Annotated in this window: 16 protein-coding genes and 1 tRNA gene; 7 read left to right on the forward strand and 10 right to left on the reverse strand. The window is 43.2% G+C overall.

All coding sequences use genetic code 11. The features are described from left to right. The 6 genes from ABWK04_07900 to ABWK04_07925 form a co-directional block, all read left to right on the forward strand. On the forward strand, positions 1 to 438 hold a 438-nt coding region (locus tag ABWK04_07900), incomplete at its 5' end, for a substrate-binding domain-containing protein (protein MEZ0361795.1). Positions 439 to 450: 12 nt separating this feature from the next. Further along, the gene (pstC, locus tag ABWK04_07905; GenBank protein ID MEZ0361796.1) at positions 451 to 1,428 is read left to right on the forward strand and encodes a phosphate ABC transporter permease subunit PstC; all 978 of its coding nucleotides are present in this window, start codon (positions 451 to 453) and stop codon (positions 1,426 to 1,428) included. Next, positions 1,425 to 2,312, forward strand: a complete 888-nt coding sequence (gene pstA / locus ABWK04_07910; protein MEZ0361797.1) for a phosphate ABC transporter permease PstA — start codon at positions 1,425 to 1,427, stop codon at positions 2,310 to 2,312. The genes pstC and pstA overlap by 4 nt, the downstream gene beginning before the upstream one ends. 1 nt (position 2,313) lies before the next feature. Then, positions 2,314 to 3,087, forward strand: a complete 774-nt coding sequence (gene pstB, locus ABWK04_07915; GenBank protein MEZ0361798.1) for a phosphate ABC transporter ATP-binding protein PstB — start codon at positions 2,314 to 2,316, stop codon at positions 3,085 to 3,087. An 18-nt stretch (positions 3,088 to 3,105) separates the two neighbouring features. Then, positions 3,106 to 3,193 (forward strand) — tRNA-Ser (locus ABWK04_07920). A gap of 13 nt (positions 3,194 to 3,206) precedes the next feature. Further along, a complete protein-coding gene (locus ABWK04_07925; protein MEZ0361799.1) occupies positions 3,207 to 3,782 on the forward strand; it encodes a CDP-alcohol phosphatidyltransferase family protein in 576 nt (191 codons plus the stop codon). Here the strand turns inward: ABWK04_07925 and ABWK04_07930 are convergent. From ABWK04_07930 to ABWK04_07965, 8 genes are all read right to left on the reverse strand, one after another. Next, positions 3,760 to 4,428: a molecular chaperone TorD family protein gene (locus ABWK04_07930; GenBank protein MEZ0361800.1), complete on the reverse strand. Its 669-nt coding sequence runs from the start codon at positions 4,426 to 4,428 to the stop codon at positions 3,760 to 3,762. The two genes, ABWK04_07925 and ABWK04_07930, sit on opposite strands and share 23 nt — an antisense overlap. Position 4,429: 1 nt before the next feature. After that, positions 4,430 to 5,269: an ethylbenzene dehydrogenase-related protein gene (locus tag ABWK04_07935; GenBank protein ID MEZ0361801.1), complete on the reverse strand. Its 840-nt coding sequence runs from the start codon at positions 5,267 to 5,269 to the stop codon at positions 4,430 to 4,432. Between the two features lie 12 nt (positions 5,270 to 5,281). Then, entirely contained in the window at positions 5,282 to 6,391 is a 1,110-nt protein-coding gene (narH, locus tag ABWK04_07940) for a dissimilatory nitrate reductase subunit NarG (GenBank protein MEZ0361802.1), read from the reverse strand. Between the two features lie 12 nt (positions 6,392 to 6,403). Next, complete coding sequence (gene narG / locus ABWK04_07945) at positions 6,404 to 9,868, reverse strand: dissimilatory nitrate reductase subunit NarH (protein MEZ0361803.1); 3,465 nt, start codon at positions 9,866 to 9,868, stop codon at positions 6,404 to 6,406. A 96-nt stretch (positions 9,869 to 9,964) separates the two neighbouring features. Then, positions 9,965 to 10,627: an ABC transporter ATP-binding protein gene (locus ABWK04_07950; GenBank protein ID MEZ0361804.1), complete on the reverse strand. Its 663-nt coding sequence runs from the start codon at positions 10,625 to 10,627 to the stop codon at positions 9,965 to 9,967. Further along, the gene (locus tag ABWK04_07955; GenBank protein MEZ0361805.1) at positions 10,627 to 11,871 is read right to left on the reverse strand and encodes an ABC transporter permease; all 1,245 of its coding nucleotides are present in this window, start codon (positions 11,869 to 11,871) and stop codon (positions 10,627 to 10,629) included. The genes ABWK04_07950 and ABWK04_07955 overlap by 1 nt, the downstream gene beginning before the upstream one ends. Beyond that, a complete protein-coding gene (locus tag ABWK04_07960; protein ID MEZ0361806.1) occupies positions 11,868 to 12,977 on the reverse strand; it encodes an efflux RND transporter periplasmic adaptor subunit in 1,110 nt (369 codons plus the stop codon). Before ABWK04_07960 ends, ABWK04_07955 begins: the two co-directional genes overlap by 4 nt. A 14-nt stretch (positions 12,978 to 12,991) precedes the next feature. Continuing rightward, positions 12,992 to 13,777: a glycosyltransferase family 9 protein gene (locus ABWK04_07965; GenBank protein MEZ0361807.1), complete on the reverse strand. Its 786-nt coding sequence runs from the start codon at positions 13,775 to 13,777 to the stop codon at positions 12,992 to 12,994. A 19-nt stretch (positions 13,778 to 13,796) separates the two neighbouring features. On the opposite strand from ABWK04_07965, the gene glmS reads away from it, so the two are divergent. Continuing rightward, positions 13,797 to 15,575 carry a glutamine--fructose-6-phosphate transaminase (isomerizing) gene (gene glmS, locus ABWK04_07970; protein ID MEZ0361808.1) on the forward strand — a complete coding sequence of 593 codons (1,779 nt, stop codon included), beginning with the start codon at positions 13,797 to 13,799 and terminating at the stop codon, positions 15,573 to 15,575. Here glmS and ABWK04_07975 read toward each other — a convergent pair whose 3' ends face one another. Next, positions 15,576 to 15,860, reverse strand: coding sequence for a hypothetical protein (locus ABWK04_07975; protein MEZ0361809.1), 285 nt, complete (start codon positions 15,858 to 15,860; stop codon positions 15,576 to 15,578). Then, the coding region (locus tag ABWK04_07980; GenBank protein ID MEZ0361810.1) for a cbb3-type cytochrome c oxidase subunit I at positions 15,850 to 16,776 on the reverse strand (927 nt) is incomplete at its 5' end. The genes ABWK04_07980 and ABWK04_07975, both read right to left, overlap by 11 nt.

The raw sequence follows: 16,776 nt of genomic DNA on the forward strand, positions 1-16,776 counted from the left end.
GGTGTGGGTGGAAAGGGTAATGAAGGCGTAACGAACTATGTAAAGAGGTCTCAAGGTGGTATAGGCTATGTAGAATACATCTACGCAAAACAGAACAACCTACCTATGGCAAAGATAAAGAATAAAGAAGGCGTATTCGTAGAGCCTTCTATACAAAATATACAGTCAGCTGCAGCAAACGCAAAGTGGGACAAATCCAAAGACTTCTACGAAGTCCTAACAGACCAGCCAGGAAAGAACGCATACCCTATAGCAGGTGCCACCTTCATACTCCTTGCCAAAGACCAGCCTGAAAGGTCAAAGAAGGCTACCACCTTCTTCAAATGGGCTTATGAGAAGGGTGACAAGTATGCGGAGGATCTAAACTATATACCCATGCCCGCCAACGTCAAGAAGCTCATATTTGAGTATTGGAAGGAGAACGGTGTAGCTCCGTAAGGATGGTATAATATGGAGGCGGTGGGTTCTGCTCAAGAAAGGCTCAGCAAAGTAAAAAACGGTGGAGCTTTTGCGGAAAGAGTTGTAAAGGTATTTTTAGGGTTCTGGGCCCTCTTTGTGGGGCTTTTCTTCCCTCTTCTTATAGCTCTTATACTCTATTACGAATCAAGGCTCGCTATAGAAAAGTTTGGCATTATCCACTTTATAACAAACGCCAACTGGGACCCAGTAAGTGAGGATTTTGGCGCTCTTACGATGGTGGTAGGCACCATAATAAGCACCCTTCTTGCTATCAGCATAGCAGCGCCTGTTTCCATAGGCATAGCCATATTTATAACCGAACTGGCACCAAGATGGCTAAAACCCATCGTTTCGGGAGCTGTAGAGCTTCTTGCCGCCATTCCCAGCATCATATACGGCATGTGGGGTTTTTTTGTGCTTACTCCCATCATGGCTAACAAGGTAGAACCTTGGCTACAGGAAACATTCGGAAACCTGCCTCTAATAGGAGTTCTCTTTTCTGGAGCTACCACAGGAGTGGATGTGCTTACTACAAGCTTGGTTCTCTCCATCATGATAATACCCTTTATGGCTTCTGTAGTAAGAGACAGCTTTAACATGGTGCCTTCTATAATGAAGGAGTCTGCTTATGGGCTTGGTGCAACCCAGTGGGAGGTAATAAGGCAAGTGGTCATACCCTACACAGCCTCTGGCATAGCAGGTGGTCTTATCCTTTCTACCGGAAGAGCCTTAGGAGAAACTATGGCAGTCACCTTTTTGGCAGGCAACAACCCACAAATACCCAAATCCCTCTTTGACTCTTTTACCACCATAACAGTTACCCTTGCCAACCAATTCACAGAAGCAGATACAGACATATACCTTTCCTCCCTCTATTACCTTTCTATGATACTCTTCTTAGTATCTTTCATTATGCTATCAATTGCCAAATTTATGGTTCTACGGCTTGAAAAGAGGTGGAAGGTATGAAAACCTACAGGAAGTTTTTGAATTTCTTTATGCTCTTTCTTTCCTCACTTATGGCTCTTTACGGCATATTTTGGCTCCTTTGGATACTGGGAAACCTCTTCATAAATGGTTTTAAGTACTTAAAGCCTGAACTTGTATATCTTGACCCTACTCCGCCGGGTATGGAAGGGGGAGGGCTAAGACCAGCTTTTGTAGGACACTTTATAATCACCTCTTTGGCGACACTTATAGGTGTTCCCATAGGTATAATGGCTGGCGTGTATTTTTCCGAATACGGCAAGGAAAGTACCTTTTTTAAGGTTCTCAGACAGATCACAGACATAATGGTAAGCACTCCATCCATAATAATGGGAGCTGTAGTTTACGCACTGCTGGTAAAACCCTTAGGGCATTTTAACGGGTTTTCTGGCGCGGTTGCGCTTGCCCTCTTGATGGTGCCAGTTATTGCGGTAACCACCGACGAAATGCTAAAGCTGGTACCCCAGCAAATGAGAGAGGCAGCCTATGCTCTTGGTGCTTACAAATGGCAGGTAATAAAAGATGTGGTCTTTAGAGCGGCAAAGGTTGGCATACTTACTGGTGTTATATTAGGCGTGGCAAGAATAGCAGGAGAAACTGCACCTCTTTTATTTACTGCCTTTAACAATACCTTTTTGAACCTCAACCTTTTGAAACCTATGGCTTCTTTGACAGTGACTATGTTCAATTATGTAATGGGACCATATCACTATTGGCATGAGCAAGCCTGGGCTTCCGCCTTTATACTTACCATGGGTGTGCTTATACTCTCAATAATTGCTAAGTTGCTACTTCATGGAAACCTTCTCAAACCCCTAAGCTATATTGCTCGTTCCTTTGCAAAGAAGAATAAGGAGGAAATCTGATATGATAGCAACTCAACCATCGCTAAAAAAGAGGATGGAAGTTATTAACCTCAACTTTTACTACGGTTCAAACCATGCCCTAAAGAGCATAAACATGCCTATTTATGACAAAAAGGTGACAGCCCTCATAGGACCTTCTGGCTGTGGAAAGACTACCTTGCTGAGATGCTTTAATAGGATGCATGACCTTTATCCTGGCAACAGATACGAAGGTGAGATACTCTTGGATGGAAAAAGCATCTTTGACAAGGACATAGACCTTATAGACCTTAGAAGTAAGGTAGGTATGGTCTTTCAAAAGCCTACACCCTTTCCCATGTCCATCTTTGATAATGTAGCCTTTGGACTAAGACTAAAGGGTGTAAAAGGTAGCGAACTTAAAGATAAGGTAGAAAAGGCTTTAAAAGATGCAGCCCTGTGGGACGAGGTAAAAGACAGGCTAAAAGAAAGTGCTTTCTCTCTATCTGGTGGACAACAACAAAGGCTTTGCATAGCAAGGGCTATAGCGGTAGAACCTGAAGTTCTCCTTTTTGACGAACCTACCTCCGCCCTTGACCCTATATCCACCGCCAAAATAGAGGAACTGATAGTGGAACTTAAAAGTAATATAACCATAGTTATAGTTACGCACAACATGCAACAGGCCGCAAGAATATCCGATTACACAGGTTTTATGTATCTTGGGGAGCTTGTAGAGTTCAATCACACCGAGAAGATGTTTACAAAACCTGACAAAAAACTTACTGAAGATTACATAACCGGAAGATTCGGGTGAGCTTATAATTATTTATCAGGCGAGGTGCCGGAGCGGACGAACGGGGCGGTCTCGAAAATCGCTGTGGGTTTACAGCCCACCGGGGGTTCGAATCCCTCCCTCGCCGTAAAAGGGGAATCATGAGTTATTTGGTGAAGGAGATAAAACCACACTTTGAGAGGACTATAGATCCTCTGTTGAGTGTGTTGGCTAAAGTGCGTATAAATCCCAACGCTATAACCTTGTTGGGATTTTTATTAGTAATGGTGGGTTCAGTTTTTCTTTATATACATATGCACTCTTGGGGGTTAATATTTCTGTCCCTGGGTGGTCTTGCCGATGCTATAGATGGTGCTTTAGCAAGAAAGAGCGGAAAAGAAAGCGAGTTCGGTGCTTTTTTAGACTCCCTTATAGACCGTTTCTCAGATGCTCTTCCCTTCATAGCTATAAGTCTATCCTCAAAGCAAGAGTATATATCCATTCTATCCTTACTTGCGCTGATATTTTCATTTGGAGTTAGTTACGCAAGAGCTAGAGCCGAAGGACTTGGTTATAAACTGAATGTAGGAATATTTGAAAGGACAGAAAGGTGGCTTACGCTCCTTCTTGGATTGCTCATTGATATGATAGATACCGCTCTCCTTATCATACTCATAGGTTCTTTTCTGACGGTAGTTCAGAGGGTTTACGCTTTTAAAAACCGCATTTCCAGTTGACACCTTCTAAAACCTCTTTTCTGTAGATTTTTATATCAATTATACCGTCAAACTTTTCTCTTTCCTTATCTAAAAAGAGTCTGAGAAGTTCGCCTAACAGTTTGTAGTAGTCTTCTTCCGTCTGTTCTTTCAAAAGGTCAGTGAATATCCTGTACCACCTGCCTAAGTGTTCCTTGAAGAAAGAGACAAAAGCTAAGTTAATTACATCAAGGGCTTCTTTGTCACCTTTTTCCTCTGCGTACATTTTCTTTTTGAGAAGATAGGCAGTAAACTCAAGTTCTACCACCAGGCTGTCAGGTTCGTTGGGAGGTTTAACATCAAGACCAAAAGCTCTGTAAAAACCTTCTATATCCGCAAGTTCCGTAGCTTTTCTCCCAGCTTTTTCAAGCTCGTAAGCTGTCTCGTTAGCCGGGGCTTTCAGACTTGTTGAAAAAAGGGTGTTCCACTCCCCCTGAAGATCCAAAAGTCTACTTTTGGCTTCCTTTAAAGTCTTTTTTAGGGCATTCACATCAAAGTCTATACCCAGCGCTTTGAGAGAGAGGGAAAGGTCATCCAGACCCCCCTCAAGCTCCTCAATAACCTCCCTGTAAGGATAGGAGAAGGCAATGGATAAAAAGGTGTAAAGATACATCCTATAAATGTCCATTTCATTTACCCTCTATTTTCAAAGGTATCCACGAATAACTCAGGGATTTTCTCGCTCCCACCTCTCCATTGTGTCCGTCCCAGACCGCAAAAGTTACGAATGTTTGCTTGCCTGGTCCCCATTCGGGATTGCTCGTACTTTCTTCCACGAAAGCTCTCTTTATCACTACGTACCACTTGCCATCTTTGTAAACTCCTTTACCTTCCGCTCCCTGTATATCCTTCCATGTGGAAGATCCATATCCCTCCGCCACAACCTCTCTTACAGGTGTTTTCAGAGTATTTTTCCTAAAAACCTTTTCACCTCCAACATAGTTAAGAGCGTACTGATTAGCCCAGTCCTCAGGATACCTATATGGAGGGACGGCATGGGGATACCAGTCATAAGTAAAGTTAAGATATATCTTTGGCACATCCGAATAACCGTGATCTATATTCTCCTGCCTTGCTGCGGTCCAATGTAGGATCAAAACTCTGTGATCTTTATCCCCCATGGTAACCGGCACATCTGCAGAAGGCACGTAAGGTATCTGCAACGCAACAGCATCGGAAAATTTCCCTATAAGGTGGAAGCTGTCTTTTGTTTTATCTTCCCATATGAGTAAAAAGGCTATGTACTTTCCATCGTTGACGCTTTTCACCCAGAGTTTTGTCACTGATGGTTTCAGATCCATAGGAGTAGTTACCGCTTGCCCAGATAGTAAAACCTCTATCTCCTGAGCGGTATCCCATATCTTACTGAATGGATCCAGAGGTACTTCCTGAACTTTCTTGGATATAAGCTCCTGAGCCGAGGTAAAGCCAACGATTATTACTAAAAGGAGTATCCTCAAGATTCTCATAGCTCACCTCCTTTATGGTATATCCTGCCTTATCACATCAAGGTTTTGATCTTTATGTGGTCTGTACTGTAAGGGTTCAATGATCGGAACCCTGATTATCTCTTTACCTTTTTCGTCAAAGGCTATAACCTCACTGGGACCTATAGCAAAGGAATGTGGTATTCTCGGCGTAGAACCAAAAAGGTGCAGTAAGGCTTGAAGCTCAGGCTCTTTACCTTCCCTCATAGCCATGTAGGTTTTTACCGCGTGTTCGGCACCATCGCCAAACATCTGCCGTAGGAACTTGACAGGTACATTTATGGGTGGTATGTAATAAACATTTGGTTCTATACCCGTTTGTGGATATAGGGGTAGGGCTACCTTCTTTATATGCACGAGGAAGTCTATGGGGTTTTCTGGTCTTGCCCTGTCAGGCGGGTTTATAAAGCCCATAAGCCTTATTTTCCCTATGCAGGTTATCACACACTGAGGCTGAAGACCATCCTCAACTCTTGGAAAACATCCTATGCACTTTTGAGTTATTCTCGCTACAAAGTTGAACATAACCTTTTTATATGGACAGGCTTTTATGCATTCTTGGTATCCTTCGCACCTTTCTGGATCCACAAGTACAATGCCGTCCTCTTCCCTCTTATATATTGCCTGCCTGGGGCATGCAGCAAGGCAGGCGGGGTATGTGCAGTGGTTGCATATCCTTGGTAGGTAGAACATCCATATGGGATGTGGGAACATTTCAAGAACTGTCCCTATATCAACGGATTCATTTACTTCATCCTCGCCTATATTGGGATACATCCAGTCAAGCTCCTCAGGTCTCCAGCCAAGCACCCTTTCACCTTCTGGTGCATCAAAAACCGTCTTTTTGTTTCCGTCAAGCAGTTCAAGAAGTTTCACATCCCAGCCGAGGGGATAAAAACCCCACGGTTTTGTTTCCACATTGTTCCAAAGCATGTATTCTTGACCCCTTCCCGGTGTCCATGTGGTCTTGCAAGCTATGGTGCATGTCTGACAGGCTATACATTTGTTCAGGTCCATCACGACCGCAAACTGCCTTTTGGGTCTTTTTGGCTCATAGGGATACTCAACCTCTCTTTTAAGTTGCCAGTTGTAAGCCTTAGCCATGATTGAACCTCCTTATTTTACGTAATCCGCTTTTACATACCTTCTCAGCATTTCGTTAGCTGTCATAGGTCTAAAGCCAAGCTTTACAGGTCTCCACACACCCTTACCACCTATGCCACCGTTCTCAGCCTTTGTTATCTTACAAAAGCCTTCTCTTGGCGCACCTATGAGACCATGCACATCAAGCTCAAAGCCTTTGCCTATTATCTGACCCATAAGGTTTTTCCTTATAAGGCTATCCGTTTGGTATGTAGGCTTGAACCATCCCCTTGTGACTGATTGGTGGCTACCTCTCCTGTAAAGGGACTGGTAACCTGTATCTGGGTTTTTAGCCAACCCATTGGGATTTTCTTTTGTCCCTCTCACTGATCCGTGAGAAGAGCCATACATGTTAAACCATATCTTCGCACAGCCCGGAGGCGTATTGTTAGAAGCTCTTGCTCTCAGAAGTAGCCTTCCCACCTCGTAGTCTTCTGGTCTCTTCTGCCAGCCTGTAAATGGTCTGTCTTGAGGGTCTGCATCCACCCATACATAGTCTCCGTCCTGTATGCCCATCTTCTGTAGGTCCTTTGGGTTTATGTCTATGTATGCCTCAGATACGAAAGGCATCCTCTTATCATGCCTGTATATATCTCCAAAGGGTCCAAAGAGCAGGACTATTATGTCCGTATCTCCAGTTGTTGTGTGAGCGGAATGTCTATATTTTGGTGTGTGGACTATATGGGTAGCACCAAAGGTTACCTTAAGTGGATGCTTAGTATGCGGTAACTTTTCAGGAGAAATGAGTATATTCCTCGCTTGTCTCCACTCGGTATTTAATAGAGCATCTTCGGACTTCAGTCCGTAATCCTCAGGCTTTTTAGGTCTCAGCAAAGGATACGGCTTTGCCACAATTACATTAGGCTCGTGGTGTGTGGAGTCTATGGGTTCCCTATAGACAGGCAAGTTCTCACCAGCATCCATAAACTCCTGCTCTTCTCTGTAAAACTCAAGCCTTCCGCTCTTTGTGTACCATGGCATATTCTCTTTTGTCTGATCTTCCCCCACATACTTGGGGTAGCTTCTTGTCATTATGAGGGAAGGGATGCCTTCGTGAGCTTTCTTGGCAATTTCTTCAAGTTTATAGCCACGTAGATTAGAAGAGGCGTTTATTACCCTCTGCACATAGACCACATCCTGTTTGCCTTCAAGGACAAACTTCCAGTAATTTCTGAACCTCTCATCACCCGTTAGCTCCGTGAGCCTGTTGGCAACGATTGCAAAGGCCTCTGCATCGTTCTTCGTGTCAAAAAACCTTCTGTGTCCAGTTTTAGGCCATACATAAACGAAGGGGTTTGTAACAGAACCAGCTATGTCCCAGTACTTGTTTTCATTCCAGGCATCTACACCAAGCACTATGTCCGAGTATTCGCAGGTTAGGGACCACCACCATTCGTTGGTGACTATACACTCTATCTTCGGTAGCGTGTTCATGATTATGTTGTATTTCCACTTGGCATTTCCAAGGGCTGAGTTGGCATCTACAAACCACACAAACTTCGTGGGGGTTGGCATATGGGTTTTACCTGTTATGAGATGCTCGCCCATATACTGGGGATGGTCATCGTGGGAATAGTAATGGGCTGACTCAGGTTTCCAGTAAAACCTCACCTTGGCGGGTTTGCTGGGGTCAAGCTCTATGTTGAAGGGGTCCTCCGCAAGGTACTGGGGTGCTCCGTTAAAGAGAGCAAGCCTGAAGTTGCCTGCATAAGAGCCTATATTTCCAGTAGCGTGTCCGATGTTGTCTGTTAAAGCACATATCATATACATGGCTCTATCCTTTAGGTCCGCATGCTGGTATTGGTTTACTCCCATGCCCTGAGCCAGTTTCATGTTTCTTGGATGCCTTGCTATCTCCCTTGCCAGCTCCTCTATCTTTCTTGCAGGCACGCCTGTTATTATTTCCGCCTGCTTTGGCGTGTAGTTTTTCTCAAAGAACTCAAGGTAAACCTGAAAGAGGGGCTTTACCTCCACTTCCTTCCCGTCAACGGTCTTTACCCTGTAGCTACCCTCCAAAGCCGGGTCAATGCCCAGCTTCCAGAAGTCCTCTCCCACATCGTCCCTTGTTATAACCTTGGGCTGGTTGGTATTTTTGTCCCAGACTACAAAGTCGTCCATATCCTCCACTCTTATCTTCTCGGGTATGTATTGCTTGTCCTGTTTGAAGAAGGGAGGCAATGTTTCACCCGGTTTAAAGACTACAGCCTTTTTAAGAGGTTTTGGCTGGTAGTTTGGTATTATATCCCTTGCCCTTAAAACCTTACCGTTGTCCATCCTTACAAGCAAAGGCATATCCGTAAAGCTCTTTACATACCTTTCCTGATAGAGCTTTTCCTTCATTATCACGTAGGCTATGGAGAGGGCAAGGGCTGTGTCTGTGCCTGTTCTTACCACTATAAGCTCATCAGCAGACCTTGCTGTAGGTGAATAGTCATTAGAAATAACGATTACCTTTGAGCCTTTAATCCTTGCCTCTGTTAGCCAGTGGCAGTCTGGCATCTTGGTGGTGAAGGGGTTCATCCCCCAGAGGATTAAAAGTTTTGAATGTTCAAACATACAGAGGTCAAACTCCACATTTTGCTGACCGGATACCATAGGATGCCCGGGAGCCAGGTCCGTGTGGAAGGCATAATTGTCCCAGCCTCTTCCACCTAAAGCCTTGTCAGGACCTACACCCCTTATGTGGCTGTCAAGCAAAGCCATCATGTTGGCAAACCTGTAGGGAGATGTGTATCTTATAACCGCAAGGAAGGGCATGGAACCTCTGAACTTTAAAACCCTTGTGCCTGCACCTTCCATTGCATCAAGCATGGGCTTAGGATAATGTCCCTGGGCTTCAAGCCTTTTTCTTCCTTCCTCTCCACTGTATGTGGTGGCTATGTTTATTAAAGCCTTTGCTATTATGTCAGCCACCTCGTCCCATGTGACCTTTATAAACTTTTCCTTACCCCTCTGGAAGTATTTCTCTGGAGGCTTGCCCGTTTTTGGGTCTCTTGGAAAGCCTGCCTTATACCACTCATAAAAACCCTTCCTTACCATTGGACCCCTTACTCTTCTGTCTCCGTAAAACCTCCTCATGAGGGCAAGACCCTTATTACAGCATCTTGGGTCCCATCTGTGGGAAGCCTTAAGTCCGTATATGTCTGTAGCCTCCCCAAACTTGTAAGTTGGTTCTATCCTTGTTATTACGCCGTTCTTAACATAGGCGGTAAGCAGGCAGTTGTGTGTATCGTTGGGAGCGCAAAGGAAAGTGAAGGTTGCCTCTGACTTATAGATATCCCTGTAAAACCTCTCCCAGTCCCTGTTTGGATAGTAGGCAAGTGGGTTCTCTACCTTTACGACGGGTTCCATTACCCTGAAGGCAAAGGAGGGACCGACAAGCGCACCTATAGAAAGCCCTCCCACCTTCAAAAGATCTCTTCTTGTGAGCTCACTCATGTCTCACCTCCTATTGAGTACTTACTTACTGACTTAGATCACTTATAGTTAATATAAGTAAAACTTATAAACTTGTCAAGAAGTAAAGATCTCGTGTTATTGAGAATTTAAGATCTGCCCGTCTCTCATCTCTATGATCCTCCCGGCTCTTTTAGCAAGCTCAAGCTCGTGAGTCACCATAACAACCGTTGTGCCTGCTCTGTTTATCTCTTGTAAATAATCCATAACTATGGATGTATTTACGCTATCAAGGTTACCAGTGGGTTCATCAGCGAGTATGACCTCCGGATCGTTGGCTAAAGCTCTCGCTATGGCAACCCTTTGCATCTCACCTCCAGATATTTCGTATATCTTCCTTCCTTCCTTTTTATCCAACCCAAACCGCCTGAGTATATTGTGAGCCTTTTCTTTAGCCTTTCCTTTAGGTATACCCTTTTTGAGCATGGGTATCATGACATTTTCAAGAAGGGTAAACTCAGGGAGAAGGTAGTGAAACTGAAAGACAAAGCCAATACTTTCATTCCTTATTTTGGAAAGTAGATCTCCTCCAGCGTTGTTTACTTCCATCCCTTTAAAAAACACTTTACCTTCGGTTGGAAAGTCCAAAAGACCCATTATATATAGAAGGGAGCTTTTCCCTGATCCGGAGGCTCCTATTATAGCGATAAACTCACCCTTATAAACCTTTAAGTCTATACCTTTAAGTATCTCTTCATCCCTTATGCGCTTTTTCACATTTACAAGTTCTATTAGTACCATCAGCCACTTCTGAAAATGTCCACCGGATTTAGCTTACTTGCCCTGTAAGATGGATAAAAGCTAGCGAAAAAGGAGAAAAATAGAGAGAAGGCAAAAGCATACAGGTAGTAGAGAGGACTTCTGTCCAATATAAAACCCTTTGTCCTTATGAGACCTTCCACTTCAAGCTTTACTGAGGATAGATATTCCTGAAGTCCATAACCTAAGAGAAAACCTAAGAAGGCACCTAAAAAACCTATGATCAATCCTTGACTGAGAAATAGTGAGAGAATGTCCTTTTTGGTGTAACCTATTGCCATGAGTATAGCTATATCTCTTTTCTTTTCCAAGACGGTCATCATTATGATGTTAAAGATGCCAAAAGCTGAGACTGTCAATATGGCAAATACTATCATGTAAGTTATCATGTTCTGTATCTTGAATATCTGAAGAAAGTTTATGTAAGCTCTCTGCCAGCTTTCCACATCGTACTTTAAATTCCTTTGAAGTTCTAAAGCTATCTTCTGAGCTTTGTTCACATCTTTTACCTTTATCACTATTTCGTTAACTTCATCTATCCTGTCTGTAAGCCCCTGAAGGGTTCTTATGTGCATATAAACCCTCGTATTGTCTATGTTTGTTATACCCGAATTAAAAAAGTCCTCAACTTTAAGAAGATAGGTGCGTCCGTTGGGAAGTACGAGAATCACTTTCTTTCCCGTCTCCTTTATCCCTAAATCCTTTGCTACCAACTTACCCATTATTATCGCATCCCTGTTAGTCTTAAGATTTGCGAGCCTTTTGTACTCAAGAAATCTCTCTATAACCGATGCCTTAGGTTCTGCGTCAGGATCTATGCCTATGAGTGTAACAGGTTTTTCTTTTACTCCATACTTGAGTATGCCTCTAACAACGAGATGCGGAGCTACGCCTACTACATCCTTTCTTTTCTCTACGTCTCTTACTATATCCCTCCAGCCTATGATCTTGTCTTTCTCCTTAGGTTTGCTTGCGTAAACTTTCCAAAGCGCATTCGGATCCACACGTTTGACTATTCTATCCTCCTCTGTGTATTCTTTGGGTTTTATGCTTATGTGTGCCTCCAAATCTATAACCTGTTGTATGAAGTATTTTTGAAAACCAAACATGAGAGAACTCATTACTATGAGGGCGCAAACTCCTATAGCAACACCGGCCACGGACACAAAGGTTTGCCTTCTCCTCTCAAGGAGCAACTTGTAAGCTATAAAGATAACATGACTCATTCTGCAACTACCTTGTCCCCTTTTTTGAGACCTTCAAGTATTTCAAGATATCCATCCACCTCCTCACCTACCTTAACGGGAACCTTGATCTTCCTGACAGCTTCGTACTTATAAACATAACCTTCTTTGTAAGCTGACTTGGGTATAACGAGCGCTTTCTTTTCCTCAACGAGTATGTTGGCTTCAACGGTTGCATTTGCAGGAACGTTTGGCGGAAGCTCAGCACTCACTTTTACTTCAAAGGTTTTTTTGCTCTTGTCAAGCTCTTCCTTTACTAACGTTACCCTCCCCTCAAAGACCCTATCCGGATAAGCGTCAAGAGATAGAAAAACTTTCATACCCTTTCTTATCACTGATGCGTATTCCTCATCCACATCAAGCACCACCTCCATGTTACCTTCTTGTCCCACGCTGAAAAGCTTATTTTCCTGACTTAAGTTATTTACGTAATCCCCTACCTCTACATACCTGTTGAGCACAACCCCGTCTATGGGACTTTTTATGTAGTACCTCTGTATATCCCTTTTTATTTTGTCTGCGGATGCTGAAAGGACCTTTTCCTCCGACATAAGAGCTGTCTTTGTATCTCTGTAACTTGAAAGTATCCTTTCGTATTCGCTTTTGGCGTTCTCGTAGGACCTTCTTGCCTCTTCATACTGCTCTCTGGGTATTAACCCGCTTTTGGCAAGATTTTCCCTCCTTTGAAGGATCCTCTTAGCCTGTTCCATGTTCGTCTTTGCTATCTGTACCTGCTCTTCTAAACTTGTCATATAATCCGACTCTTTTCTCAGCCTTTCTCTTGTGAGTTTGAGTTTTTCTTCTACCTCCCGTAAGGATGCTTCCAGCGGACCTGCATCTATAACCGCTAAGATCTGCCCTCTTTTTACCCTATCACCTTCTTTTACTTTTATCTCTTTTACGTAACCTGATACCTCTGACTTTACAACTACATAGCGAATGGGTTTCACATAACCCGATGCGTACACGACCTTCTTTATAGGTCTTTCCTCAACAACAAATACATTTACTTGGTTACTTTTATTTACAAGTACGAGAGCGGTTGCAACAACAAGTATAAGCGCCAAAGGAAATAGGGTTTTTCTCATTGATCCTTGATATTTTAAATCATAAGGCTCTTTATAGCTTTAATAAAGCTCTTAAAAAGTGTATCTGTGTTTAGGCATAGTCTCTCCTGGCATGTGTATGGAAAACAGGGAGAGCACGGCAGGTTCAAACTTATTTGATAAACTTTTTCCCCTATGGGCTTCCAAACCAAAGGATCCGTAGGACCATAAAATATAAAGGAAGGTACGCCAACGTAACTTGCTAAGTGAGACACACCACTATCGTTACCAACGAATAATCTTGCATTGCTGAGGGCTTTTGCCATCTCTGTAGGGTTTTCGCTTTCGTATATTCGTGATACGTACTTCTTTACCCACTTATCAGCTTCTCCTATAAGGTAAATAACCTCATAACCGTGTTTTTTGAGGTATTCCTCTATCCTAAGAAAAAGTTCTATTTGTGGATTTTTACGCGCAGAGCCACTTGAAGGATGGATAACAGCTTTGCCTCTCAAAGGATTGTCCTTAAGGGGTATCATATTAAGCAGCCTTGAATAAATATCTTTCAGACCTAAACTCTCAAGATAGTGATCAACTATCCAGACCCTTCTCTCAGGAAAGGGTTTTACATCACCATCTACTGACACTTTTATAACCTTTTCAAAGTCCATATGTGGGATTTCGTAATTGATCTCATCAACCCATCCTGCCTGCTTAGCGATATTAAAGTAATCAACGTTTCCGACTGCAAGGATACGTTTTCCTCTCCTTTTTAGTATTTCAAGCACTGGAAAGGTAAGAAGGGTATCTCCGAGAGCGCCTCTTCTGTAAAAGAGTATCACAGAGCTATAATTTATCCCTATGTGCGGAATTATAGGTTATGTAGGAAAGAACCCTGCTGTACTTGTTTTGCTTGAAGGACTTGAAAGGCTAGAATACAGAGGTTACGACTCTGCAGGTGTGGCTCTTGTGGAAAACGGGCATATTTTCGTAGAAAAAAAGGTTGGGAAAATTCGTGAACTTATCAGAAGTTTGTGGGGTAAGCCTCTCAAAGCTACCATAGGGATAGGGCATACCAGATGGGCAACCCATGGTGAGCCTTGTGAAATAAACGCACATCCCCACACGGATATGAGTGGTGAGATAGCCGTTGTACACAACGGTATCATAGAAAATTACAGGGAGCTTAAAGAGAAGCTTCAGGCTAAGGGTATAGAGTTCAAATCCCAGACAGATACTGAGGTTATAGCGCACCTGATATCACTGTATTACGAAGGTGATCTGCTTGAAGCGGTAATGAAAACAGTTCCTCAGCTAAGAGGATCTTATGCCTTTTGCGTTATGACAAGTAGAGAACCGCATCGGATAGTGGGAGTCAGATACGGAAATCCTTTAGTCGTCGGCATAGGTGAGGATGAAAACTTTTTGGCATCCGATATTCCCGCCATCTTACCCTTTACCAGACACATCATACCTCTTTCTGACGGAGAGATCGTGGATCTCAGGATAGACAGCGTTGATATATACGATACTGAAGGAAATAGGATAGTAAAAGATGTAATAAGTGTACCTTGGGACATCATATCTGCAGAGAAGGGAGGTTTTAAACACTTCATGCTCAAGGAGATCTTCGAACAGCCAAAGGCTGTTGGAGACACCATAAAAGGTTACATATCAAGGGATTATCTTTTACCCTTTGACCTGAAGAGCTTCAGAAGAATACTCATCTTGGCATGCGGTACATCTTATCATGCTGGTCTTTTGGGAAGCTACTGGATGGGTAAGTACCTGCAGATACCCGTAGAAGTTATGTACGCTTCCGAGTTTAGATACGCTGATGTACCAATCAGTGATAAAGATCTTGTAATAGCCATATCCCAGTCTGGGGAAACGGCAGATACGCGATACTCTGCCCTTTCAGCCAAAGAAAGGGGAGCTACAGTCATATCCTTAGTTAATGTTATGGGAAGCGCTCTGGATAGAGAGTCTGACTATACACTTTATACGCATGCGGGACCTGAAATAGGTGTTGCAGCTACAAAGACTTTTACATCTCAACTCGCAGTTCTATACAGCTTAGCAGTTTCCCACTCACCCAAGAAGGATCAGTTGATGGAAAGGCTTTCGGCTTTGCCCCATCTGATGGAAGAAGTGTTAGGAGAGGCTGAGCTTATTAAAAAGTTAGCCCTCAAATACGCTAATAAGAAAAACATGCTTTATTTAGGTAGGTATCTTAGCTATCCAATAGCCTTGGAGGGAGCGTTAAAACTTAAAGAGATCTCCTATATACACGCTGAAGGTTATCCTGCTGGAGAGATGAAGCATGGTCCTATAGCTCTCATAGATGAGAGCATGCCGGTTATGGTGATAGCACCGAAGGATAGGGTGTATGAGAAAGTACTTTCTAACATAGAAGAGATACTTACAAGAAGGGGAACGGTTATAGGTTTAGGATTTAAGGAAGACAAAACGCTTATAGGGATGTCTAAAGATTTTATCGGTATGCCTGAAATCTTTGAAGACCTCTCTCCTTTTTTGAGTATTATACCTTTACAGCTTTTTGCTTATTATATAGCTGACCACCTTGGACTTGATGTAGATCAACCGAGAAACTTGGCTAAGACTGTAACCGTTGAGTAGTTACCTTTCATGAAAGGCAACCACAACCTTCCACATAAAAGGGGGTATAAAGAGGTATACGAAGATACTCAAAAGTATTATAGCTTTCCAAAAGGTATCTAAGTAATCGGATGTGACCATACCAAGACCCGATATAAACTGAAGTATCCCAAAAGTGTAAGACAACCTTTGAAGGGAGGGGAGGTTGTTCACCCTCCCCAGCGCATAAAGTATGGCGTAAAAACACGCAAAGAGAACCATTAGAAAGCCGTAAAGCATGAGCCTATAAAGTGTATCAGCGAGCAAGTTCCACCTCCTTTATCTGTTCCACCCTTCTTCCTGTCGTGATAAGATCATAAAGCAATATCACATAAGATAGAGCAAAAATAAGTCCGAAAAAGAACCTCCATCTGTAAGCTTGTTCCATCCATGGATGCATCTGTGCTTGTATGTAAGCTTCCCAAGTGCTTCCCAACGTTGCTCTCTCTATCATGGTTTGGGCAAAACCTGCAACGGTTAGAGATGCAACTATTCCAAACATACCTATTATAAGCCCTATGTAAGCTATCCTCCAGACGATACCGTTCATTATATATCCTTCCTTTACTTTCGTTTTACCAAGTATGTAATAAAAGATAGCTAAGTTTGCCGCTACATAAGCTCCAAAAAAGGCAAGATGTCCATGTGCTGCTGCAAGCTGAGTCCCATGGCTGAAGAGGTTTATTTGAGGTAGCGTGTGCATAAAGCCCCAAACTCCTGCACCAAATAAGTTTCCGAAAGCTTGAGCGAAAGCCCAAAAGAGAGCTGGTCTGTTAACCGTTTGCAATTTGTGAACGCCTGCATCGTAAACTGCATGTATCACCATGGCTACGAGAGGTAAAGGCTCAAGGGATGAGAAAAAGCCACCTATACCTAGCCAGTAAGGCGGGGTTCCTATCCAATAGTAGTGATGTCCCAAACCCAGTATCCCTGTTCCGAATACGAGCATCACTTCAATATAAAGCCACGCCTCTATAATCTTTCTTGGGGTTCCCAAAAGGTGCATCAGAAGCCATCCCATTAGAACACCTACCAACACTTCCCACGTAGCTTCAACCCAAAGATGAACAACCCACCACCACCAAAATTGATCAACAGATATGTTTGGTGTGAAGAACATGCCAGCAAGGTAAAGACCAAAGAGAAAGGCAAGGTCAACGATAAGAACTCCCAAAATGCCTGT

It is taken from the genome of Hydrogenobacter sp. (assembly GCA_041287335.1).
GTDB lineage: Bacteria > Aquificota > Aquificia > Aquificales > Aquificaceae > Hydrogenobacter.

Bases quoted from the DNA above. Each gene is read 5' to 3' on its own strand.
- pstC (MEZ0361796.1), top strand. From the start codon at position 451: ATGGAGGCGGTGGGTTCTGCTCAAGAAAGGCTCAGCAAAGTAAAAAAC.
- pstA (MEZ0361797.1), top strand. From the start codon at position 1,425: ATGAAAACCTACAGGAAGTTTTTGAATTTCTTTATGCTCTTTCTTTCC.
- pstB (MEZ0361798.1), top strand. From the start codon at position 2,314: ATGATAGCAACTCAACCATCGCTAAAAAAGAGGATGGAAGTTATTAAC.
- ABWK04_07925 (MEZ0361799.1), top strand. From the start codon at position 3,207: ATGAGTTATTTGGTGAAGGAGATAAAACCACACTTTGAGAGGACTATA.
- ABWK04_07930 (MEZ0361800.1), bottom strand. From the start codon at position 4,428: ATGGACATTTATAGGATGTATCTTTACACCTTTTTATCCATTGCCTTC.
- ABWK04_07935 (MEZ0361801.1), bottom strand. From the start codon at position 5,269: ATGAGAATCTTGAGGATACTCCTTTTAGTAATAATCGTTGGCTTTACC.
- narH (MEZ0361802.1), bottom strand. From the start codon at position 6,391: ATGGCTAAGGCTTACAACTGGCAACTTAAAAGAGAGGTTGAGTATCCC.
- narG (MEZ0361803.1), bottom strand. From the start codon at position 9,868: ATGAGTGAGCTCACAAGAAGAGATCTTTTGAAGGTGGGAGGGCTTTCT.
- ABWK04_07950 (MEZ0361804.1), bottom strand. From the start codon at position 10,627: ATGGTACTAATAGAACTTGTAAATGTGAAAAAGCGCATAAGGGATGAA.
- ABWK04_07955 (MEZ0361805.1), bottom strand. From the start codon at position 11,871: ATGAGTCATGTTATCTTTATAGCTTACAAGTTGCTCCTTGAGAGGAGA.
- ABWK04_07960 (MEZ0361806.1), bottom strand. From the start codon at position 12,977: ATGAGAAAAACCCTATTTCCTTTGGCGCTTATACTTGTTGTTGCAACC.
- glmS (MEZ0361808.1), top strand. From the start codon at position 13,797: ATGTGCGGAATTATAGGTTATGTAGGAAAGAACCCTGCTGTACTTGTT.